This is a genomic window from Bremerella alba, from assembly GCF_013618625.1.
Taxonomy (GTDB): domain Bacteria; phylum Planctomycetota; class Planctomycetia; order Pirellulales; family Pirellulaceae; genus Bremerella; species Bremerella alba.
The window spans coordinates 236,806-259,619 of record NZ_JABRWO010000011.1; the positions used below are offsets into that span (position 1 = coordinate 236,806).

Here is a 22,814-nt window from a genome sequence, read left to right on the forward strand (position 1 = left end):
ACCATTGATAAGACTGACCCGGTTCGATGGGCACCGTGATCTGGGTAGAGCTCGTCACGATGTCCAGATAGTAATCGGTGCTCTCATGCGTAAAACCATTGGCCTGGGTTCCATCCCAACCGGTCGGCTGCAGGCGAACAAGGTAGTTCCCTGCATAGTCTGCAACCGGCTGGAATTCTAAGGTCACCGTTTCCCCATCAACCTCGTCCCCTTCCATAGGGCTGACAATCGCAGCGATCAGAGGTGCTTCTTCTTCTGATGTGAAATTCGCTACCGCAGCGGGATTCTCCGGAACCTGAACCGACCATTGATAGGTCTGGCCCGGTTCGATGGGCACCATGATCTGCGTAGAGGTCGTCACGATATCGAGATAGTAGTCGGTGCTCTCATGCGTAAAACCATTGGCCTGGGTTCCATCCCAACCGGTCGGTTGCAGGCGGACAACGTAGTTGCCGGAGTAATCTGGGACCGGCTGGAATTCTAAGGTCACCGTCTCCCCGTCAACCTCGTCCCCTTCCATAGGGCTGACAATCGCAGCGATCAGAGGTGCTTCTTCTTCCGACGTGAAATTCGCTACCGCAGCGGGATTGTCCGGAACCTGAACCGACCATTGATAAGACTGACCCGGTTCGATGGGCACCGTGATCTGGGTAGAGGTCGTCACGATATCGAGATAGTAGTCGGTGCTCTCATGCGTAAAACCATTGGCCTGGGTTCCATCCCAACCGGTCGGCTGCAGGCGAACAAGGTAGTTCCCTGCATAGTCTGCAACCGGCTGGAATTCTAAGGTCACCGTTTCCCCATCAACCTCGTCCCCTTCCATAGGGCTGACAATCGCAGCGATCAGAGGTGCTTCTTCTTCTGATGTGAAATTCGCTACCGCAGCGGGATTCTCAGGAACCTGGACCGACCATTGATAGGTCTGGCCCGGTTCGATGGGCACCATGATCTGGGTAGAGGTCGTCACGATATCGAGATAGTAGTCGGTGCTCTCGTGCGTAAACCCATTGGCCTGGGTCCCATCCCAATCGGTCGGTTGCAGGCGGACAACGTAGTTGCCGGCGTAATCTGGGACGGGCTGAAATTCTAAGGTCACCGTTTCCCCATCGACCTCGTCTCCTTCCATGGGGCTGACGATGCTCGGAATGAGCTCTTCTATTGGTTCGTCTGTCTCAAGAACCGTCGTGAACATTGCTTCATCGGCATCTTCATTGGGCTTATGAACCCACCACCGATACGTTTGTTCGGGATCGACAAGAACTGTCACTTCGGTTTGCGTTGTGGCGATACACAAGTAGTGCACATTGCAGTCGTGGTTGAAGCCTTCGGCTTGTTGTCCATCCCAATCGTTGGAGTCAAGTCGGACGTAGTAAGTGCCGGAATAGCCTGGCAGTGGCGTGAACTGAAGGACTATTTCCTCTGAAGAAATCTCGTCGCCCTCTTGAGGGCTGATGACCGCTGGAATGTCGGGGCTGATAGGTGACGGAGGAGCAGGGAAATCGCCGGTTGTGAATTCTCCGGTAGAAGGCGACTGATCGGGTTGATGAACCCACCAGCGATACGTTTCTCCCGGTTGCAGAGAAACGGTGATTTCCGTGTCGTCTGTCACGATGCACAAGTAGTGTACGTCGCAGTCATGATTGAAGCCCGATGCTTGGATACCATTCCAATTATCGTAATCAAGTCGTACGAGATAATCCCCGTTGTAGTCTGCCACCGGAGCGAACTTCAGCGTGGTCGGCGAGCTTTCGACAAGGTCTCCCGTTTGAGGACTTACAACCATCGGCATAGTGCTCTCGCCTTCGAGAGTCAGCCCTAATACCGAATGGTTTTGGCGGGCAGCAGTTAGCTCGGAGTCCAGGTAAGGATCGACAATTGTTGGTTGATCGCTCAGTGGCGAGTCGATGCCACTGGAAGAAGCCAGCAGGTTACGGCTTTCTAAAGAATCAACTCGGAGCTTACGCCAATATTTATGTCGAGGTTGCATCGGATTAATCGCCTTGCCAGGGAGATGGCAATCGCTTCAAAAGGTGGGAGAAAGGCGATCCGTCGCAGCGTTTATTGGGACACCCATTGTGTCGATTTCTCTTCACCATAATTGGGGGGATTTACTTTCCCAGACGTTAAATCCAGAAATATTGATATAATTGGACCTTGATCTAACGGCTTCGTTTTCTATGCGTGAGCAAGCTTCGCGAATATGGTCGAAATAAAACGAGACCAGGCATTCCGATATCCCGGATAAAGGGCCTGTTTTTAGGCTTTTTCGCTAAATAAGAGCGCGAGTATTAGGCGAATCGAATCGTGAGACCTGGGGGGTAAGAGTCAAAACTGGGGAAAACAAATAAACAGCGGTTGAGCCGTTATTTGGATCTCAAGAGCATCCCACCCGGTAGTGTCCAGTACGGGGCGTTGGTGGTGAAAAACAGCAGCAAAATTCCCTGTGGTGCCTGCGTCGCCGTCGAGGCTTCCTTTTTCACGTGGCCGGCGGTGGATCACCGCCACCGTTTTGTATCGACTTGCTGCCGTCGATCGTGCAGGTTCACTCGGATAGCCCGCTCGATGCACATGACTTTCTGCACGCGGCATAGGACGCACGGTAGGGTGACTTTGCCGCCGCAGCCGGGGCAGCGCTCGTAGATGGGGTCGACGTTTTGCAGCGGGTGGCGTCCGTCGCGAATGATCCGGGCCGTTTGCCTGCTGATGTGAAATTCCCGGACGACGGCCCGTAGGCTCATGCCGTCGGCAAAGGCGTCTTCGATTTCGTGAATCTGGTCTGGGGTTTTGGGATATCCGCGCATGCTTGTTTCCTTGTTGCTTGGTTTTGTAAGAGATGGCTTGGCCGCCGAGGGAAGAGCAAAGAGGGATTGACCACAGATAGAAGCACGCGACATCGACCAAGCAATCCCCTTCGTAACGCCTGCGTAATTCGTGGTGAAACGATGGACTTCTCCGCAGTGCTCTCGGTGTCGTCTGGGGCTAAACTTCTTCCGACCGGCCGGCGTAACGAAACGTCGCCACGGCTCGGCCGGTGCTTGTTTTCCACTGAGGGTTCTCGCGGTATATGCCGCTTCGCTTTCGGCCTGTTTTCAGGAGCTGCCGGAACTCCCAGTTCGTTGACCGGTTGCAATGCGCGACCACCGCCGGGTGGCTGCCGCTAATGTGAATACTGGTCGCTCCCTGCTCGGTCAGGTATCTGGACAGTTCGTCCAGCATCTGTCCCCCCAGGCCAACTCCTTGATAGGTTGGCAGCGTTACCAGCCGCGTCACGCGGAGATGGTTCTGGCGGAAGTTATTCAGCGTCGCTGCAAACACGGCCGGTTGGCCTTCGATTAAGCCGACGTAACACCGGGCCGCCGGATTGAGTTGCCCATCGAGATAGTGATGCGGCGCAAACAGGGGCCATCGTTCGCGGCTGCAGCGATGGATGCTAAGGTGAAGTTTCGGTCGCCGAAGACACCTCCGCGTTAGCTCGCCACGGGTCATATCCAACACCCAATCAGGCTGCAGCCAATCGATCACATCGCGATGACAGGTTACGGCTACTAGCCGCTTGGAAAACTGTCGACGATCGATCGCCCGGCGCAATGCCAGCGAACCAAAGCGCGCTGTCGTACGATCGACCACGCTGGTGAATTCGTCGAAAGCGATCAGCTTGCCACGTGAAAGCATCCCGCGAGCGACATCCGCCCGAAACTGCTGGCCCGTCGACAAGCAGCCATACGGCTGACACCAGGCAACCGGCGAACTCAAGCCGACTGCCACCAACGTTTGAGTAATCGTGCGGGTAGAAAGCGAAACGCCGAAACCATCGACCAGAGCCTGATCGCGCTTCCAAGCGAACCGTGGGACCAGACGTTTCCCATAAGCCGCACGGGCCACCGTCGACTTGCCGCTGCCAGAGTCTCCGACGATCATGCCCACTTGCCAATCGTCATCCAGCGACGGCAATGGAACCTGAAATCGTCGCTGAAACTTGTCTTCCAGCGGAACGTCGAACATGCCGGCCAATTGTCGTACGCGAAACGAATCCGACACGGGACATTCCACTAAAGCATCAATAGTTTGCATGGCAGTCCCCTTTGGTGCATCTCTTGGTAAAGTTCACGTTGCTGGTCCTCGCTGTCGCACTGGACGACCACCTGATACAGCTCCGGACACTCCGGTTCTGTTGCAAGTGGCTCATCATGTATTGAAGAAGTTGTCATGTTGTTAGCTCGTAGAGATAGAGAGTTGGTTGGTAATACGCGAAGAAGTGTTCGCCACAGAGATCACAGAGGGCACAGAAAGTGAAGAGGGCGTGACCACAGAAACTCCGTGGTTTAACTCTCTCTTCCCCGGTGTGCTCTGTGTCCTCTGTGGCTAATCTCTTCCATTGCTGCAGCCCTCCGTCTTCTCGGCGCTATTTCGCAGCGGTTGCGGCCCGACGTTCAGTAGCTGGTGAATCTCGGCCAATGCGTCCTCCGAGACACCGAAGAGGTCGTCGATCAAGCAGGGCATGTCCTCGGGAGCATAGATGTCCAGTCGATGGGCCGGGATGCTGGACGAGAGCTGGCCGTTTCGGTCGACATCGATGCAATAAACATCGTCTTCCAGGTCGCCGCGAACCTTGGCCGGATAGACCTGGGCCGCTTCGCGATATTTCACTAGTTGTCCGAATTTCAATGGTTGTCGTGAACTCATTTGGGTTGCTTTCAGTTAAGGGGTAAGGTTGGAAGTCGCTAACTTGGTGGCGATCGAAGCCCGCTTCAACGGAATTCGCGGGCCAGTTCTTCGCGGAACGATTCCTCGCGTGAGAACGCCGACCGTTCGACTTCAGCAATGGCCTGATCGAGCAGATGCTCCTCTTTCAGCAGGCCGTCACACAGGACGGTTGCGGCGATCTCTTCTCGCCAGATTTGGCGTTTGCCTTCGAGCAGATCGGCAGCCTCGATCGCATCGTTGGCAAAATCGAGCACGTCGATTCCGATAATGGCTGCCGAGAGGATGTGTCGTCCGGTCACTTCGACGTGGACGACCAGTTGAGCCCAGAAGCATCCGCGAGACGTGTCGATCTCGTCGAGTTCGAGCGAAATTTCAACGGCTTCGGTCATGACGTTCCTCTTCAAGTCGATACTGGCGCATGAAAAAAGCAGCCGGCGCACCTAGGCACTGAAACATCCGTTTCGGCTGCTGGGGAAAGAACGATCCCTCGCTCGACATCCTTCAATTCAGTAATGCAGGGTTTTGTGACTGCGAACTACACGGGGCATCCTTCCGGCAATAAATGGTCGTGAGAGTGAGATGGCTACTTAAAAAGCGTGACGCTTGTGTGACGCTGTATTGATAATATTAAAAGCGTGACGCTTTGTCAAACACTTATGGGCTATATTTCATAAAGAAAGCAGGTAAGATAGCGTGAAGCATTGCCGCAAGCTCTTTCCACGAAAGCAGTAAACAAAATGCCACCAAAAAAGAAAAATGAAGCGGCCGGTACCGATGCGGCTGTCAAGAAGGGTTCGACTGCCCCAGAAGCGTCCGCCAAGCCAGGCGGCGACGCATCATCCCAGCCGCAAACAGATAGTCGCGGACGTTTGGTAGCGAATCGGTCTGAGGCTTTAACCGCCGAGGAAATCGATCTGCTGGCCCAGGAGTTCTACAAAGTCTACGAAGTGCTTCACGACTGCGCATCGTTCATGAGTCTAAAGAAGGTCGAAGAGATTCAGGCCATTGTCTCTGGACTGCGGAAAAAGGCGAAAGAGTCGCAAAAGCTCGCCAACAGCCAAATCGGCCGCAAGCTAGACGCTATGGCCATCGAACTAGGCATCGAAGACCGCCTGAGGGGACGCACGAAGTAGATAGCCGGTGAGTGCTTACATCGGAAGTGTCCATTAAGCGTGACGCAAGTGTAAGCTTGTAGGGACTAAATTGACTCGGCACTTTAGTAAAGCGGGCAAGAGTCGCCGTGACGGGCAAAGGGTACCCCGGTATGGTTCAAATAGCGGGGCATTGGTAAACTATTGCGTTCGACGCCGAGGCGGTGGGTGAGAGCATAGCCGAGCTACCAGCGATCACCTTTTCGCCGCCCAGGTGTCTAATAGCAATCAGCGCAGCGGTCCCGTTTGCCCGTCAAACCTCCCTGCCCTGCATTGTCTTGGGCCAGTAGCTCAGTTGGTTAGAGCAGGGGACTCATAATCCCTTGGTCGCGGGTTCAAGTCCTGCCTGGCCTACTAATAGTTTTCAGGAATGAACAGGCATGAGGCGTAACTAGCCGTAGATTAAGCTGTTACGCCGATTCCTGAAAACCGTTTTCCCGCCCATGAATGCTCATTTCTGGTCCATGCTGGTCCTGCTTATGGTCCATGGAGTTTTGAGGGCATTCAAGCTCTTCTGAAGCCATGCGGCGAACGCTGGCGAAGTTGGCAAACTCTTGTTTGGTTGTCTTGCGATAGTGCAATTCAGCCACCTTGGACGTATGCCCCATGAATTCGGTCAAGCGTCCCTCTGGCACGATCAAACGCAGATCGTTTTCGCAGGACGTGCGTAGATTCTGCATTGGCTTGTGAAAGTCCTCCAGCCCTGCCAGCTTCATCGCTTGCTTCATGTAAGCCACAATCTTGTTAGAGATGACTGACTTGCCATCTCGGTTGATTGTTCGGTGACGATGAATAACGTAGTCGTCCGCGCGTGAACAATCGTCTTGCCATGCCATGAATTCAGACCAAGCGTAGTCGCGAATCTCTGGCCAAAGTGGCATTGTTCGGGCCTTGGTCTTTGCCGGGGGAATCCGAAGCGTATTGGCGTCAAAGTCGAAATGTGACCAACGCAGTTCTGCAACTTCGGAAGGAAGCCGCAAGCCACCAAAACGGCCAAGCACGAAAAAGAGCCGGTGCTGATCGCAAGTCAGATGGGCTATAACCGATTCCGCCTCTTCTGGGCTCATGTATAGGATTCGTTCGCGGTCAACTTGGGTGCAGATTGGCAGATGGCAGAACGGGTTTTCCTGAATCCACTTCTTGCGGGCCGCGAATCCAAACCAGCTGCGAACGCGTTTAACGTGTTTCGAGATGGCGGCAGAACGATTGCTTCGCGTGGCATCGCTTCGCAACCACTGAAGCCATTCTTCAGCATCGCCGGGGGTAATCGAGTGAATGGCTCTACCTTCTTTGAAGTATTCAATAAGGTAGTTCTTGGTAGCAATGCAGTCGCGTTCGGTGGCAGGCGACCAAACCGCATTTCCTTCTGCGTCTTTCCAGTGATTTACCTTTTGATCAAAAAGCCAAGTCAGGTATTCACCCAGCGTGGAAACCCCAGGCATCGCAATAAGGCCCCATTCTGCGAGCTTTTTGGCAACCGGCGAACCATGTATTTCAGTAAGCCAAGACTGAACCCTTGGTTCAATCAAGCAGCCATTCTTGCGGCAAGATACCAAGTGAGTAACGTTGCTATCCAGGTAGCCACGTTCACGGCTAGAAGGTTTGTTTCGCCCAAAGTTGAGCTTGCGAGTTTTACCCGCATGGTCAATGAACTTATAGCGGTAAGTTGATCCGTCTTTGTAGAAACTTCCCATGGGTTTAGGTTCTCCAGGTGGGGGAATAGCGGGCGCGAAGTGCTAACCCGCTGAAGAGTCATTCCGCACGGATCGCGGAAACTAAGAACAATCGCCAGCCAGTTGGGGCGTGGTTTCTTGGGCTTCATCCTTGGAGCACGCAAGCCGGAACGCGTAGCTTCGCGTTACTTCCAGCGTTCCACCACCAAGGCCATCAGGCCGAACTTGCACGCGAACCGGGGCGTCAAGCTCCTTCAGGATTTGAGCGACCATAAGCCAGCCCGCTTCAGGCTTGGCTTCGTAGCAGCTGTTGTGCTCCAAGGCTTGCCGTTCGGCTGCTTCCTGCGAAACGAAAAGTTCGCTTCGTTCGTAGTCAGCCGTGAAGGCCAACTCTGCGAAGGGTTCCGCCAGCAAATCGCTGGGCGTGTCCTCCAAGGGATGGGCAACGAGGTTTAGAAATCGGCCCTTGTAATCGCCTTCGTGCGAAACTGCGTCCATGTCTTGCATCCTTTGCTGAGGCAAGCCACCAATGCAGCGCAAAAAGAAAGCCACCACGCCAGGCGTGAAGGCTGTTTCGTGCTCTGACCAAGATGACCCGCCAAGAACCGGCATGAGCCCGCATACTCGTTCCTAGCCCCAGCTAGTAGGGCCGTGGGCCTTGCTCCCTGCCTGCGCAGTTCATCGCTTGGGTATCCACACGGGTATGCGGGCTCATGCCCTGATAGTTTTTGGGTCATCAGTCTTCGGGCCTTGCGGCCCCCTCTAGCTTGTTTTAGGAGCGATCAATCTGGCAGAAATTCGCGGGGTGGTCAAGTTCGGAAGAAAGGAAGCTCGATAAATCGGAAACCCTCAGTCATGGCGTGACACGTTTGGTCAATTTGCAGAAAGTTCGTCGATTCGGTGTAAATGTTATATAGAACTCCCATATCCTCCCGAAATAAAGGCATCGGAATGGAAGCTGATCTATTCTGATGTGTCCTTCTATACCCGCTAGATAGATCATAAATTACCTTTCAAAAGTCCATTTAGGCTTACCCGCCTTGTCTGACTTCAAACAGTGAGTTCGATTGACAATGCCTATTAAATTTCATCCCGGCGTCGGACAAGTTCTGTATTGCGATTTTGATGCAGGTGGATTTCAGCCCCCGGAAATGGTTAAGTCGCGCCCGGTAATAGTGCTCTCTAGGAGCAATAAATCAGACATTTGCACTGTAGTTCCTTTGTCTGGCACTGTCCCAAATCCTGTGCTACCCCATCATCACAAAATCAATCCTGATTCACTTCCACAGCGAGTAGCGGATAAAGGGGAATGGTGGGTTAAGGGTGATATGATCGCCACAGTTGGATTTTTCCGTTTGGACAGGGTAAAAGAGGGAAGAAATCACCATGGAAAACGGCAATACTCCACCAAAAAAGTGTCAAAAGCGGACCTTTTAGCGGTGAAAATGTGCGTTATTCACGCACTTTGTATGAATGACTTGACTTCAGGACAGCAATAGCCGATAATTCAGACGTTCCCTGAAAAGGGCTTGTGAGACTGTGTTAATAGCACAGCAGGTATTGGTGGCCCGGCGATGACAAGCCTTGCCAATACCTTAGTTTGGCCCGCACTTGCTGCGGGCCCTGTCATTTCTTGAAAGTCACTCTGACTTTTGACACTCAATTGCTCAGTCCGGCATTATTCACTGCCGGAAGTGAAAAACGAACGCGGCAAACCCATTGTAGCGTGCTTCAGAAACTCGCTTGGTCATCTGAGTCGCGAAGCCGTTGAACGCTTCAAGATGGGAAGCTAGGCTGTTTTTGTTCAATTGCCACGATTCGCCAGCTTACAAGAGTCAACTGCCCATGATCGGCAACATTCCCCGCGTGAATAATCCACTTACCGTCATTGCCATCTTTGCGGGGTTATCTGAAGTCGCGATGACGGTTTCACTTGGATTGCTTGAGGGTAATTCACAGTTTGTTTTCATGTGGTTTGCGGGAGGCTTTCCTACGCTTATTGCGGCAGGGTTCTTCGGCGTACTAATCTTCAGCCCAGAACTGCTTTATGGGCCAACCGATTGGAAAGATGAAAAGCTTCTATTTGAAATCTTCAAAGAGCGTAACTCTCGACGCGGTAAGCAAATTGAAGAGCTTTCCAAAAAGGTTGATGAAATCATTGATGCAAAAATCTGCGAGTTGAATTCAACTACAACAACGCCTTCGCCTGAGCTTGAGCAGATTCGCTGTGAAGCCCAGGAAGTCCGAAGGATGCTAGATGATCTGCAAAGATCGTTCGCTGCTGAATCGAAGCAACTTACCTTTGACTTGGAACGAAATGCGAAGAGAGTGGGACTGAGCGGAAGCTCCAGACTCTATTACACAGTCTTCGAAGCAGTTAGTGTACTGGGGAACTGTACCTCGAATGAAGTTGTCGCCTGGATTACTCAAAAGACGCGTAACTATAGTCCAGCTCGAATTTCAAAGGCATTATTTACACTGGTTGAGCATGAGATTATCGACATTGACCAGAACGAAGATGGAACGCAGTTTTCAGTTTCATCGGGAACCGTCCGCGATATAGCCGAATTGTTCAACCCATAGCTGACGTTCTAAAGACCAACTGCCTATTCACGGTTCCCATTCCAAAAGTGAATCTTCTCGCATAGCTCGCCAAGTCGATTTTCAAGGTCAAGGTGCTTCCAGTTGTCAACTGTCAGTGCCTCTGCGACCCTTTCCGCAAACAAGGGCTTTCGATCTCGCTCACGCTTTCCTACACCCTTCTCAACTTTGTCTAAGCGGCTGAAGACATCTGCATATGGGGTAATGACGAAGGACTTTTCAAGCCCTAATGCTTGCTCAATGACCTTCGCGGGAACATAGTTTTCAACTTCTTTGCCTGCGGTAATCCAGGTAAGACCACCAACCTTCGCGATCTCATCCACAATCCGTTCTTTCGTCTTGCCTATCGCTTGATCTTTCGTTCGCTTGTCGCTGTCCATGACTACGCAGGCCCTGCGATTCAGCGTAAGAATCTTCACTGCATCATCGCCTTCATCATCTGGCAGCTTGCCTGACAGATGCGCTAGTAGCCTTCCACCGTAAAATACGCACTGATAGTGAGTTCCTTCCCTTAGTTCACCATTGGAGGCAAGTTCGATCCAGCGATTCAAGTAAATGCGATCTGAAGGACCTTCGACCCAGATTACGCAGTTCGCTTGAAGAATATCACTGGCACGTACGTCTAGGTCATCTAGAACGTTCCCGTGTTCAATGTACGTGGTTAGCGTCCGGCATGTAGCACTATGCCCATCGTTTACGACGTGAATAATTTGGGCATTTTCATCCCGGCGAAACATATCAATGACTACATGGGAGTGAGTTGTGATGAAAAAGGTGCCGCGTGAGTTAATCGCTAACCTTCGAATGTAATCAAGCAGTCGTCGAAGTAAGGCGGGGTGGAGATTGTTTTCCAGCTCTTCAAATGCGAATATGTGCTTGGAATGATCTTTGTCGGGATAAATTTTGAGTAAAGTGTGTACTAGGACCAAGATGATAGTTTGCAGGCCATGGCCTGATTTTGAGAGTGGGATTAAGCCTTTCTTCTCTTCGCGTAAAAAGACTTCCCACTTCCCGGCCTTATCAATCTGTCGTGTTACGATTTGAGTGAACTCTGCATCAGGTGTGACAATGCTGTTGAGCATCCGGAGTAGCCATTGCGAAACAAGGTCCGGAGGTAAACCATCCTTGTTTAGGAATCGTTGAATTTCATTTGTTCCTCCATCGCCGTTTTCGTGGACTTTGCTGTTTTGATCTTGTTCTGCTTTAAGTGAGCGTTCAGGGCTGATTCGGTGAAAGGTGAAGTTCTCAAAGGGGTTCGGTATCGCTTGTGAAATCCGACGTTTGTAGTCGTTTTGCCCCCATTCGTTAAAATACTTCCTAAACTCTGCTTCGCCTTCAATCGCTATGTCGGCCCTTTCGGCGTCCATTCCTTTGAAGTCGAAGGTCGCCTGTTTGCCAACTAGGTACTTCTCGGCAAAAGTCCAAGCGTCGTGGAAATTTGTGTGAGAATATGGCGAACCCGTGGCCAAGTGTGGAAAGTGAGGGCCAAGCAATTCCGCAGTGAGCCTTATGGAAATCTTTGCAATAGGAGGGGAGTCTGTTTGCCTAGATAGTCGCGCATCAGGTTCATAACTCGCGCGAGTTAGGGCCGGAAAAAGATCTAGTAGAGTTGATTTCCCTGAGTTGTTTCGGCCAATGATGATATTGATGGGTTTAATTGTATCGAAACCCTGCGGCTCATCCCCTATGCATTTTATATTGGCAAACTTGAGGGCGTAGTTGGTAAGGTCGGTCATCGTTGCATATCTCCAGCGGGCATCAGTGCAATCTACTGTTTTAGACCAAGTGCCTGGGAGAATCCATTGCTGCAAATAGCGTAACGCCTGTGTTCTTCTATCCGCTATCTAACGGCCTTAAAGAACCTCGTCAATTGGTCAGTCACTGCCTTCACTGCATGCCCCATAGTCGGCCCTGCTAGTCGCTTCAGGAACGCTTCAGCCGTTAGCCCCCGGCGTTCGATGTCATCCAAGCACGCCAGGTAAAGGCAAGGAAAGATGAATTCAATGGCGTGAGACCGTGCCGTTTGCTTGAGTTCTCCAAGGGGGAGAACCTTTTTCATTGCGGCAAGTCGGTATTCATCAATTACGATTCGCCAAACGTCCCCGTGGCTATCTGTGAACGTCATTTCGGGCCTTTCTTGTGATTTTGGTGGCAACGCGCAAAAGGAAGGCCAGCGTTCAAGCCGGTGAACTTGAACGCTGGCCAATCCCAACCACTTGGAGTGCGATATTGCAAAGGTATCCCAGCGGGGCCAGCTGCTAAGCGGTGGGAATGCTCGGCAAGCTGACCCCGCACGGAGAACCTAGGCGAGTGAAGCGGCTTTCATTGCCGAATCAAGTCTTGATGTCAGGCTGACGATTTGGGAATCGCGGGCCGTGATGTCTTGGCGAAGGCTTGAAGCTTCGCCTTCTCGCTTGGAAAGCTCTGCCTTGTAGCAATCGGCCAAGCTTAAACCCTTGCCATGGTAGACATAGCCCTGGTCACCGAAGGCTTGGGTGAAGTTCTTCAGGCTTGCCTTAGGTTCGGCAGACGGCTGCTTGTGCTGGAACTGATTCAGCTTCAGCGGCACTCCAAAATGATTGGAGATGAACCGTAGTGCCTGGCTGGCCACTGCGTGGGGGTCAGCGTCGGCAAAGTAAGTGGCGAGAAATTGCGAAACGAAGTGCGGCACGTCACGCCGATCAGATACCGTTTCAATCGAGAACAGGCCCCCACGCGTTGCCGCTGGATCGCCAACAATGTCAGCCGCACGCAAGGCTTGCATGCGGTAAGGAATGGTTTCAACTGAACCTTCTTTCCAGCCCGTCAGGGCTTCCTTGGTTTGGTCGGCCAGTTTCGCCGCAATGGACACCCCGAAAGATTCAGGGTCATCTTCGGCCATATCGAGCACATAGGCCCCAAGGTTGCCGTGCGGGGTGCTGAATGACGTTTCAGAAATATGCAAATCGGCGTAGATGGCTTCGCCGTTTTGGCGAAAGTTCTTCCAGCGTCCCAAGTGACGGCCAAGCCCGTCGTGGCAAAGGTTTGGATGGGTAAATCTGGCCTTCAGCCCCTTCTTGCCCATCCCGGCGAACGTTAGCACCTGCTGAACCGTGCCTTGGTCAATGACGAAAGGGCGGTCATCATTCACGCGGCCAAGCTGGATGATTTTGCAGCCGAAGATGATATTGGCGTCACGGTCAACGCGGCCCGGTGGTGAATAAAGCCGCAAAGCGCGTAGGTAGTCGTGCATTGGGAAACGTCCAAGTGTGTGGATAGAAAAACAGCCGGGGCATTGGGGGGATGTCGAAACCCTTCTGCCCCGGCTGACGGTCAAACTTCAAGGGAAGTCGGAGTCAATTCTTCCCTCAATAGTGCATGTCACCAGATAGCCCATGCGGGAAAGCATAAACTCTAAAATTTGTGCCTCCAGGCGCTAAATAAACTACACAGAAAAGTTGAGGTTTCCCCATGGACCCCACCGATTCAACCTCAAAAAAGGACCCGCCACCCCAGGGGGGGGCTGTCACCTGACTTTGATGCCCAAGCTTTCAAGATAGGCAATGTGACTTTGATCTTCACTCACTTCAAGCTTCGACTTTGCCGCTTCTTTGTCTTGCTTGTCCTGCCCTGTCAGCATGCCTTCAGCGTCCGACTTGCGAACGCGCCATTGCTTCCTAAGCTTCATTCCTGGAAGCTCGCCCTTGCCAAGCCAACGACGCACGGTAGCCGTAGACGTGGTGAGAAGGTCAGCAACTTGAGTAACGGTCAATAGTGGGTCATCGCTCATGTTAAAACTCCATTTAGGGTAAGGGATTGGCAATCAAAGCTTCAGCCCATCATGCCAACCCTGTGCCCATCGTTCTAGGAAAATCTACCACCAAGCGTAAGGCCGCGATGGCGGCAAGCTCTGGCGAATCAATTCAAGATCATCAAAGGCCATCGCAAACAGGGCAGAAGCCCCGATGGGTTCCCAGCGGTAGCCCGCGTGAATCGCAGTCAAGATAAACTCGCCTTCGGAAACGTAGTCCCCGATTGATCGTCCAAAGAGGTGCTTGAGACTATAGCTGTGAGCGTGTCGGTTCACGCGCGAAGTGTGACGCACCCCAGTTAGCAGTTGGCAGACTTCCGAACAGATTTCGGACGCGTTTAGAAGTTTCTGCCTGCCCTGCTCAAAGATGGCAAGGGCTTCATCTTGGCTCGCGTTAGAGTGGGCGTGAAGCCCAAAGCCATGATGGCTAAGTGCTGGCGTCCTCTCCAGCACTTGCGAGATTTCGTTTTCGTTCAATTCGCTTTCTGTTGCCTCGATAAATGGGTTTCGATAGATACCGCCGTAAATGGTTATAGCGTTTCAGGTGGTCGCAAGCTTTGCGGCACCTAGTGCTGACGGTTTGGCGAGAAACGCCCAGAAGGTCAGCGATTTGATTTACGGGGAAGTCCTGTAGCTTTAGGTCAATAATCCTTCGTTGCGATTCTGGAAGCGTCTTGATGGCTTCCTGAATGTCTAGCTGCATTTCACTCAACGCGTGCTCATTGAATCGCTCTTGCTCAGGCTCGCAGCAGCGCTCTTCACGCCGCTTTGAGCTAATCCAACTACGTTTTAGATTGCTGAGTTTGCCGCGTATCTCTTTGGTTAAGGCTGCCGAAAATTCGCTCTTAGGCCCATCGTACCTTTCGATGAACTCAAGGAAGATGACTGCTGATTCATCAAACAGGGGATGATTCCTGATCTGATGCCGGTTTGGGTGAATGCCGCTAAGGCCAGCGAAAGCGGCATCTTCAATTAGCTGACGGCAAGCTTGCCAAAGCGTTTCACGTTCCTTGTATCCGCCCTCTTTGGCGTCCTGATAGTACTCCCCGATAAGTTCGGGCCAAAGCGATTTCAGGCTTAGAATCATTGTTTCGACATCCTTGATTGACGCTAGAAATAGAAGCCTGCCCCTGAACTCCTTCGGGGCAGGCTCGGACAGATGGCATTAGCCGCTTACGTCAGCTGTAAACCGGCAGAGTCCCCAGCAATCACTTTGTGAACCAATCGCTTGGCATCTTCGCGAATGGCCTTCAATGCTTCCGTGATGGCTCGGCGTTGTTCTCCGATCTCTCGAATGGTCAGCTTCGCCCCTTCGATGAAGCCGAAGGCTTCGCGGTAATCACTCGATTGCGCTGCCTGGTATTCGAGTTGATGCCGGGCCGCCGCTTCGTTGTGCCCCCATCCCGGCATGCTCTGTTCTGTGATGCCTGCTTTTGCCATTTTGGCAATCACTTTTTCAAGCACCTTCGCGGCGTTGGCTTCGGCGTCTTCTCGCGATTTCTCGGCCAGCGGGCCAAGTTCGACAAGAAGCGAAAGAGCAGACTCGGCAAGCTTGGCTTCTCGCTGAAGCAAAGCAAGATAATCCGTTGTCAGCTTTTCACGTGAAGCTGAAAGCCCGCTTGGCTCGATTCCCAACGGATCAGCGTTAAGCAGGCCAGTTCGCAGGGCTTTGAGGCTTGCCGAATCGGCCTGCCAAGCCGAATGGGCCGCGTTGTGGTCCTCGATTTGGTTAGCAAGTTCGCCGTTGACGTTCAAAGCGATGTCGATGTTGAAAGACATAGTCCTAAGTTCTCCATAACGTGAAATTGAAGGGTCAATACATGGTTAGCCCGTTGCCGTCTTGGCGTTGGGCCGTAGTTGCTCGGTGCTCCACGGGAGGGGCTGAAGCGTGCCCGTCTGGTTGTAATTGCTAGCCGGTCATGAGTGCCACCTTTCGGGATAATTCAAAATTCAAAGCAGCCTATATCTAAACCGGCAGTCAGCTCTAAGAATGCCGCTGATATCTAACCACCTTTGAATATTGGAATTATTAATAGAATTGTTGTTTTAGCCGTATTTCATGGCGTTTCTGGGCTTCGATAACTCAAAATCGACGCCCTAGAGTTATCACGGAAAAATGAGGTTTTGCAGGCAAGAACCCAATAGCTTGGATAGTTCAAAACCACCCTGACTTGGAATTATTAGCTGACCTAAACGGCCCGATAAACCGTCTTGGGACGCTTCCCCGTTGGTTCGTCAGCCGCGACGATATCACCGCCTTCAAGCAGTCCCTGGATAATGTCATTCCGAATCTGCCGGGAAACCCATTGCGTCTTATTCGTAAGCTGAGTCTTGGTCAGCCCTGACTTTCCAGCATCTTGAATAATCCGCTTCACCTTCAGAACGGATTTGTGATGACTGCTTTCAGCGATATGCCGCGAAGTCTCGTAGATTTTGATTTCCGTGCTTCGCTTAGCGATTGCAATAGCCCATTCAACGTGGCTGACTTCGATTACCAAGCCCTCAAGCCCGTTTGCTGGATCGTGGCAAGCACAAGCCGCGATTACGGACAGGCGGCTAACCAACTCCCTGGAGCGGTCTAGCATGCTGATGGTTGTTTCGTTGGCCTCTTTGATTGCTTCCTCGGTCTCATCCCAGAATTGCCGGTAAGCGGCCTTTGCATTCTCTGTGAACGGCACCTTGAAGAACGTAGGGAATTGATCATTTAGATTGCCACCGTTCTTCAATTCGATCCATGATCGGGAACGTTCGATAATGCTCGCCGGAATTTCCTCATCCGATTCATCAAATAGGTCTCCCTGAATTTCAGAGCGGTTGTAAGCCTGGAGAACCAAAAACCTAGCTAACAGCCCATCATCGCGAATGCTTTCTGTGGTGTGTCCCCAGACCAGTGGCGTGGTTGTGCCGAAAACAACGGGCTGAGGGCAATTGACTTCGCGGTTATATTGAGCGTCTGCCCTTGCGGTAGCTCGCCAGGGGATTGACCGGCCTTCACCCCAGACTTTTAGGAGGTTAGTGCCAATTTCCTGCAACCAAGTTGAAGCTCGGTCTCCAGAAATCGCCTTAAACAGATAGCCGATTTCGTCAACGAGCGAAACAAAAGCTGGCTCATGCGAAAGGCTTTCCACTATGGCTGATCCGCTTGTGAATGATTCGGGGCCGATTAAGTGGGTTCCGCCAGCCGCGCCTAGAATCTCTCGGACGACTTTACGCGGGTGATCTTTCCCGGCACCTGATGGGGCAATCGCCATCAAGTACAAGTTGGGAGTTGCCTTTCTAAAGCCAACAACCTTTCGGCAAACAATTACACTTACGAAGGCAATCGCAGCTGCCAATGCAACCTCTGGCGAAGGGTACAAAGCCGAACGCATGATGTAGCGGTAAACTTCGCCAATTAGCCCAGGGGGCTCCAAGCAGATAGCTGGCATCGTTTCCGACGGCTTCAGGGTAGTTGACTTTTCGCCTTCATCTTCTGAGCCACCATTTAATGCTGCTTCAATGTGAGACGTGTCAACGTCTGGGGATACTTCATGTCGGGCTTCTGCCCCCACCTGGAGCATGTAGCCCCTATCGCCGTTTGCCCCTGCCTTCACCGCAGAACGAACTTTGTGGTCAAGCTCGCGTTGCGTCCAAGGTGGCTGACAAGTCAGATTCCACCCCTGGAGAATCGTCATGGCTGATGATTCATCCAATTCAAAGCCGTTCACTAGAAGGCACGCAACCCGGAACGTGTCATCGTGCCCGCCTTGACCTGAGACAGCGCCGGGGATGGCCGAAATATACTTCTGAGCCCTGCTGACGCGTTCCGCATAAGGAGTATCAGAAGGCTGACAGTCAGTGCGGATTTCAGGCTTTTCTTGGGGCAGAAAATAGCGGTCAGCAAATACGGCCAACTGCCTGGCGTCAACTTCTGCAACTTCCGTGAAACCTTCCAGGCGTTGCCCAGTGACTGTGAAGTATCGGCCCTTGGTGTAGACTTCAACGGCACCACCACCTTCAAGGTTGACCTTCCGCCCACGATCAAGCGGAAATTGGCCACGCAGAAAGAGCTTCAGCCCTTTACCGGATGGGCTGACCTCGGTGTAAGTTCCGAAGCGTTCCACGATCTCGGAAGACCAAGGGGTCAATTGTCCGGTGACAGGATTCCGGCAGTCATCTAGGTCAATGCCAATGAAGTTATCTTCAGGCGTAAAGACGAATCCGATACCGGAAGCTTCGGGGCTGTCCTCCAAAGCTGCCAGGATTTCGCCGAATGTTACCCAATGCGTTGGATCGGTGGACGATGCCGGTTTCCCGTTGACCTGATAGGGCACCTTGGTAGGCTTGCCGCCACGCTCTTCGTAACGCCACAAAACCCACTGCTTAGCCGCTCGCATGTCTTCGGGAACGTTATCGGGTGTGACGCGTTCCGTCACTTCAAGTTGTGTCAAAGTTTGAGTCATCCTTGCCTCTTAATTGCTGCCTCTTTCCACGATCCAAGCTTTCAGCGCCTCGATACTGAATCGAATGCTTCGCCCCAGCCTTACGCACGGCAGGCCGAATTCGATAATCCACTTGTCTAAAGTCTTCTCCGTGACCTGGAGAATGTCAGCCGCCGTGGCCTTGTTCACAAGCAAAGGTTGGACTGGGCTAACCGGACTTTCAGCCGCACGCTGATCGGTTGCCGCAAGGTTTGGGTGCGTCATGCGTTTTGTTCCTTCCGTGAAAGTTGACGGTGACTAAGAAACGCTCTTTACCTTGTTGCGTTGAATGAAGTCATCCAGCGATTGAGGCGAAATACGATAGCTCTTTTGGCATTTGCCTTCAGAGATGTTGATTGCCTCAATCTTGCCGGAGCGAATCAACTCCAGTACGAAGCCATACGATACGCCCAAGCGGCTTGCTGCTTTTCTGACGGTTAGCATTTTGGTTTTCCTCTGCGTGACGAGTTACGTTGAATTAGGCTGAACGCCATTGCCTTGCGTGAATGCTAGTCAGCTGACGGCAAGTATGGAAAGCGTTCTGTCGCCCATTCCAGAAGAGTTCTTACCGGCAATTTCAGCGGGGCAGATTGTAGACAGGCATATAGACAGGGGATTGATAAAGATTGCCATTACAAGAAGCCAAAGAAGTGGCTAGGCATGTTCAAGAAAGACATGAGTATGCCTTTTCAAGTTGGCTCTTGACTGTCTACATGCACTGTCTAGACAGGCAGTGCAGAATTTTGCGAATACTGACGCCAAGAAACGTCAAAAGCCAGCGTTTGGTGCGCTGGCTTGATCGCTGAATTGTATTGGCAGACTAATCTGACTCGCCTTTGAAGTATTCCGGCCAACGCTCCTTCATGTATCTGGACGCTGTGTCTTTGTTGAACGATAAGAACTCGCCAGGGGACTTTTCCGCAAGCTCTTTGGACCTATCGGCGGCATCCCGAAGCGTAGTGCCTGGCTTGATTTGGTCACCATTTGCAAGGTGGTCAAAGGTTTTCTTTTGACGCTTGCCAATTTCAGTCTTGGTTAGCCCCACCTGCCGATTCTCCGGCAGCGCGGCAGGCGTTGAATTGGGGACGGCATCAAGTAGTGCTACTTCTTCGCCAAGTCGCTTGGCAAACCATGGAAGGCGTTCTTCGATCCCATGCAATGAGCCAAGCCCAGGGATGCAAGCACCGTCTACATCGGTGAACCCAACTTCAAGCTCTTTCGCGTTGGTGCAAATTAACTCTGCGGTGAATTGGAGGGCATCAATTGCCGTTGCAAATGAATTGCCATCGTAGGCCGGTATCAATGAGGTAACGCTTCCGAAGTCATCTTTCAGATGGCGTCCCAGCCGCATGACAACCCTATCTGAAATCGCTTGTATCCTTTCAGGTGGGTGGGCCGTTACCCAGCGCCGCAATTGCTCTCGAACCTCAAGCCATCGTTCCTGTGGCGTCTTCCCTGAAGCCTCAAAGCTTTCAGGATTGCGAAGTCCGTCTTCTTCATCTTTGGCAATTTCCAGCCAAGCCCGAAGCAATCGAACCAACTCTTCAAAGTCTTCGCGTTTCATCAATCAACGTCCTGGCGTCGAATCCTGAGCGAAAGAAAAAGCAGGCAGGCGGTCAGGAAGTCCGCTCTTCAGGTGATCGGCCCTAGCCAGCTTGTGGAACCATTTTAGATTGTCCCGGCCAAGTGACGAAAGTGACTGTCTGTAGCAGGCTTGGTTCCGGCTTTTGGTCCAAGCCTTTTAGGAAACGGCCCTTTTCTCGGCACTTTTTGCAAAATTGTGAGTCCTGCCTGGCCTACTCTTTTTTCCGGGGTTTTTTGCACGTTTGTGGCTTCCAGATTTCCCTGATTTTGCTTGTTTCGTACCTATTCTGTATCAGTTCTGTATCAGCGGGACAGGTAGTTTTTCGGTAGCATCATCGACCAATTTCCGGAACGCGGACCGAAAGCTTTTCTGGGTGATTCTATCTCAAGGTGTGACCGGTACCTCCCGAAGGTGGTGACTAGCTACTGAGAAGGCAGGGTTTCCGGGGCAGCCGCATCGCACTGCCCGCTATTTTCTCTGTGATCGGCGTGTTACTAAGGGCAAACTCTGAAAGAACTTTGCAGCGCAGCGTGAGGTAAGCAAACTAAGCTATGACTGGCCTTAGGGGCATAGCATTCTTGACCAAGGTCGAATCGTCATTTTCAGGACATTTGCTGCGAAATGACACGCCCTCCTTAAGCACATCAAAAATAAACGAATATCGCCATGGGCGAACTGGGATACCACCCGCTAAGTCTTTGGGATGTTATTTGTTGGGAACGATCGGCTTTTTACTTCGCCTCGACCGAAGCATCCGTCGTTTCAGACAAAAATCAGATTTTTCCCGTAGAATTGCGGGCACGCACATAGTCTTTAAGGGGGCGATTTGTAACAATAGGAGCAGATCTGGCCTGACTTGCTTAAATTAGCAGCGTAAACTACTATTTCTTAAGTGTTTACAGGTCGGTTCGACGATTGAAACACTGTTCTTTGCAGCATTAGCGAGCCTATTGTGTTTGGTTTTGGTTCTCAGGTTGACACTCCCCCAATGACGGCAAAAGTCGGCTCCTGGGGCATTGCGTCAATACTTAGATCCACTCCGGATCTTTCGTGTCGGTGTCAGTCGTGGCACGTACTACTGGTTGTCCTCTACGCGGTTTTGATGATTGGCGGCCTTTCGCAGGTTCACCATTTACCCGACGGTAAGCCAAGTCATCCACATTCTACAGACTCGGAATGTGCCGAGTTGTCTGAGTGCGAGAACGCGAGCGAAGTCAAAGCGGAAATTGCTTTCCTGGCGATGACTCCCGACTTGGTGACACCTTACATTGAGGTGCCGTCCGCTCGATTTGACATTCAGCCCTCCCCATCTTTTTCGGTTCTTCCCGGGGCGAGATTTCTGCTCCGAGGGCCCCCTGTCGCCTAGTGCGCCAGTGATGTAACCAGGTCTCTCTCGCTGCTTAAATTTGGTGGCACCAAGAGGCCCACGTTCTCTCAAGCCCCTCATTGCCCCCAATCCAAGATTTTACGTGACGATTGTGTCGCTTGCGCTCTGCTCGTTAGACAAAGCGGAGGTTAATACAAGCGTAGCACCGTTGTGGGCCTGATTAGGGATGAATGAGAAGTCCACTAGCGACCTTTCTTTTAATCCCCACATCTGGCCAACATGGCCTCGGTCATTCTCCTAGTTGAGAGGAATTAGATAGTTCTATGAAAGCTACAACAACTGTGGCCCTTCTGCTGACTTTGTTTTCGCTCGTAATTACCGGTTGCGAGTCGATGGCAGAATCGCATGAAGAGCAACATCAAACGGCGCACTCCGAGTCTCAAGAGGATTCGCACGGCAATCCCCATAGCGAATCTCATCACGAAGGGGGCCACCATGCTGTGCATAAGATCATTGTCACCAGTCCTGTGAAGAAGGATGTGATCAGTACACAGCAATACGTTAGCCAGATCCATTCATGCAAACATATTGAAGTTCGAGCACTCGAAGGGGGCTACCTGGAAGAAGTGCGGATCAATGAAGGCGAGATGGTCAAGAAAGGGGAACTGATGTTCAAGATCGTTCCTACGCTTTACCAGGCCCGACTTGATTCCGAAATTGCTGAAGCGAACCGAATCGAAATCGAGTTGCAAAACGCTCAAAACCTATTGGAAAAGAACATCGTCTCACCGCAGGAATTAGCCATCAAGAAGGCAGAACTTGCCAAAGTGAAAGCCAAGGTAGCACTCGCCCAAGCCGAGTTGAATTTCACCAACGTGCGGGCCCCATTCGAAGGCATCGTCGACCGTCAGTTGGTTCAGCTTGGTAGCTTGGTGGAAGAAGGCGAAGTTCTTACTACGTTCTCTGACAACAGTGTCATGTGGGTTTACTTCAACGTGCCGGAAACTCGCTACCTGGAATACAAGCGGCAGTTAGACCTGGACAAAGCGGCCGGAAACGGCGAAGAGCATTTGCAGATCGAGTTGAAACTGGCCAACGGCGAGATCTTCCCTCAGCCTGGGAAGATCGGCGCGATCGAAGCCGACTTCAATAATACGACCGGAAATATCGCCTTCCGAGCCGACTTTGACAATCCTAGCGGTCTGCTTCGCAACGGCCAAACGGGAACCATTCTCATCCATCGCACATTGAAGGATGTGATCGTGATTCCTCAGCGGGCCACTTACGAGATCCTTGCCAAACGCTACGCGTTTGTCATTGATAAGGACAACATCGTTCGTCAACGCGACATTGAAATTCGAAGTGAGCAACCTGATATTTTCGTGATCAAAAAAGGACTGGAAGAAGAAGATAAAATCATTCTTGAGGGCATCCGTCAAGTGCGTGATGGTGACCATATCGAGTACGAATTTCGGGCGCCGGAAGAAGTGCTTGATGACTTGAAATACCACGCCGAATAAGGA

General features: G+C 51.9%; 21 protein-coding genes and 1 tRNA gene. 5 read left to right on the plus strand and 17 right to left on the minus strand.

All coding sequences use genetic code 11. From position 1 onward, the window contains the following. The 5 genes from HOV93_RS19485 to HOV93_RS19505 all read right to left on the minus strand — a co-directional run. Positions 1 to 1,987 (minus strand): hypothetical protein (locus HOV93_RS19485; protein ID WP_207398208.1); only part of this gene is annotated, 1,987 nt, incomplete at its 3' end. Positions 1,988 to 2,495: 508 nt separating this feature from the next. Continuing rightward, positions 2,496 to 2,894 (minus strand): hypothetical protein, encoded by a 399-nt coding sequence (locus HOV93_RS19490; RefSeq protein WP_207398209.1) that lies wholly within the window; start codon positions 2,892 to 2,894, stop codon positions 2,496 to 2,498. A gap of 85 nt (positions 2,895 to 2,979) precedes the next feature. After that, positions 2,980 to 4,038, minus strand: coding sequence for a GNAT family N-acetyltransferase (locus HOV93_RS26485; RefSeq protein WP_207398210.1), 1,059 nt, complete (start codon positions 4,036 to 4,038; stop codon positions 2,980 to 2,982). Between the two features lie 324 nt (positions 4,039 to 4,362). After that, positions 4,363 to 4,683: a hypothetical protein gene (locus HOV93_RS19500; protein WP_207398211.1), complete on the minus strand. Its 321-nt coding sequence runs from the start codon at positions 4,681 to 4,683 to the stop codon at positions 4,363 to 4,365. Between the two features lie 65 nt (positions 4,684 to 4,748). Next, entirely contained in the window at positions 4,749 to 5,093 is a 345-nt protein-coding gene (locus tag HOV93_RS19505; protein WP_207398212.1) for a hypothetical protein, read from the minus strand. Positions 5,094 to 5,441: 348 nt separating this feature from the next. Between HOV93_RS19505 and HOV93_RS19510 the strand changes: the two genes are divergently transcribed. Both HOV93_RS19510 and HOV93_RS19515 read left to right on the plus strand, forming a co-directional pair. Beyond that, positions 5,442 to 5,837 carry a hypothetical protein gene (locus HOV93_RS19510; RefSeq protein ID WP_207398213.1) on the plus strand — a complete coding sequence of 132 codons (396 nt, stop codon included), beginning with the start codon at positions 5,442 to 5,444 and terminating at the stop codon, positions 5,835 to 5,837. 298 nt (positions 5,838 to 6,135) lie between these two features. Then, positions 6,136 to 6,209: transfer RNA gene (locus HOV93_RS19515), tRNA-Ile, on the plus strand. A gap of 56 nt (positions 6,210 to 6,265) precedes the next feature. Here the strand turns inward: HOV93_RS19515 and HOV93_RS19520 are convergent. Continuing rightward, the gene (locus HOV93_RS19520; RefSeq protein ID WP_207398214.1) at positions 6,266 to 7,549 is read right to left on the minus strand and encodes a tyrosine-type recombinase/integrase; all 1,284 of its coding nucleotides are present in this window, start codon (positions 7,547 to 7,549) and stop codon (positions 6,266 to 6,268) included. An 81-nt stretch (positions 7,550 to 7,630) separates the two neighbouring features. Then, positions 7,631 to 8,026 (minus strand): hypothetical protein, encoded by a 396-nt coding sequence (locus HOV93_RS19525; protein WP_207398215.1) that lies wholly within the window; start codon positions 8,024 to 8,026, stop codon positions 7,631 to 7,633. Positions 8,027 to 8,601: 575 nt separating this feature from the next. Between HOV93_RS19525 and HOV93_RS19530 the strand changes: the two genes are divergently transcribed. Further along, positions 8,602 to 9,027: a type II toxin-antitoxin system PemK/MazF family toxin gene (locus HOV93_RS19530; RefSeq protein WP_207398216.1), complete on the plus strand. Its 426-nt coding sequence runs from the start codon at positions 8,602 to 8,604 to the stop codon at positions 9,025 to 9,027. Positions 9,028 to 9,373: 346 nt separating this feature from the next. Next, complete coding sequence (locus tag HOV93_RS19535) at positions 9,374 to 10,111, plus strand: hypothetical protein (protein ID WP_207398217.1); 738 nt, start codon at positions 9,374 to 9,376, stop codon at positions 10,109 to 10,111. 23 nt (positions 10,112 to 10,134) lie between these two features. On the opposite strand, the gene HOV93_RS19540 is transcribed toward HOV93_RS19535, so the two are convergent. The 10 genes from HOV93_RS19540 to HOV93_RS19580 form a co-directional block, all read right to left on the minus strand. Next, positions 10,135 to 11,865: an ATP-dependent nuclease gene (locus HOV93_RS19540; RefSeq protein WP_207398218.1), complete on the minus strand. Its 1,731-nt coding sequence runs from the start codon at positions 11,863 to 11,865 to the stop codon at positions 10,135 to 10,137. 566 nt (positions 11,866 to 12,431) lie between these two features. Beyond that, entirely contained in the window at positions 12,432 to 13,361 is a 930-nt protein-coding gene (locus tag HOV93_RS19545; RefSeq protein WP_207398219.1) for a hypothetical protein, read from the minus strand. A gap of 273 nt (positions 13,362 to 13,634) precedes the next feature. Then, positions 13,635 to 13,898 (minus strand): helix-turn-helix domain-containing protein, encoded by a 264-nt coding sequence (locus HOV93_RS19550; protein ID WP_207398220.1) that lies wholly within the window; start codon positions 13,896 to 13,898, stop codon positions 13,635 to 13,637. Positions 13,899 to 13,982: 84 nt separating this feature from the next. Continuing rightward, complete coding sequence (locus HOV93_RS26230) at positions 13,983 to 14,111, minus strand: hypothetical protein (protein WP_261358636.1); 129 nt, start codon at positions 14,109 to 14,111, stop codon at positions 13,983 to 13,985. Positions 14,112 to 14,346: 235 nt separating this feature from the next. Next, complete coding sequence (locus tag HOV93_RS19555; protein WP_207398221.1) at positions 14,347 to 15,006, minus strand: sigma-70 family RNA polymerase sigma factor; 660 nt, start codon at positions 15,004 to 15,006, stop codon at positions 14,347 to 14,349. A gap of 86 nt (positions 15,007 to 15,092) precedes the next feature. Next, positions 15,093 to 15,698 (minus strand): hypothetical protein, encoded by a 606-nt coding sequence (locus HOV93_RS19560; protein ID WP_207398222.1) that lies wholly within the window; start codon positions 15,696 to 15,698, stop codon positions 15,093 to 15,095. Positions 15,699 to 16,108: 410 nt separating this feature from the next. Beyond that, a complete protein-coding gene (locus tag HOV93_RS19565; RefSeq protein ID WP_207398223.1) occupies positions 16,109 to 18,361 on the minus strand; it encodes a DUF3987 domain-containing protein in 2,253 nt (750 codons plus the stop codon). 9 nt (positions 18,362 to 18,370) lie between these two features. Then, positions 18,371 to 18,604, minus strand: coding sequence for a helix-turn-helix domain-containing protein (locus tag HOV93_RS19570; protein WP_207398224.1), 234 nt, complete (start codon positions 18,602 to 18,604; stop codon positions 18,371 to 18,373). A gap of 33 nt (positions 18,605 to 18,637) precedes the next feature. Next, entirely contained in the window at positions 18,638 to 18,823 is a 186-nt protein-coding gene (locus HOV93_RS19575) for a helix-turn-helix domain-containing protein (RefSeq protein WP_207398225.1), read from the minus strand. A gap of 376 nt (positions 18,824 to 19,199) precedes the next feature. Then, on the minus strand, positions 19,200 to 19,943 hold the full coding sequence (locus HOV93_RS19580) for a hypothetical protein (RefSeq protein WP_207398226.1): 744 nt from the start codon (positions 19,941 to 19,943) through the stop codon (positions 19,200 to 19,202). A 1,671-nt stretch (positions 19,944 to 21,614) separates the two neighbouring features. Here HOV93_RS19580 and HOV93_RS19585 point away from each other — a divergent pair. Beyond that, positions 21,615 to 22,811, plus strand: coding sequence for an efflux RND transporter periplasmic adaptor subunit (locus HOV93_RS19585; RefSeq protein WP_207398227.1), 1,197 nt, complete (start codon positions 21,615 to 21,617; stop codon positions 22,809 to 22,811). Positions 22,812 to 22,814 lie beyond the last annotated feature (3 nt).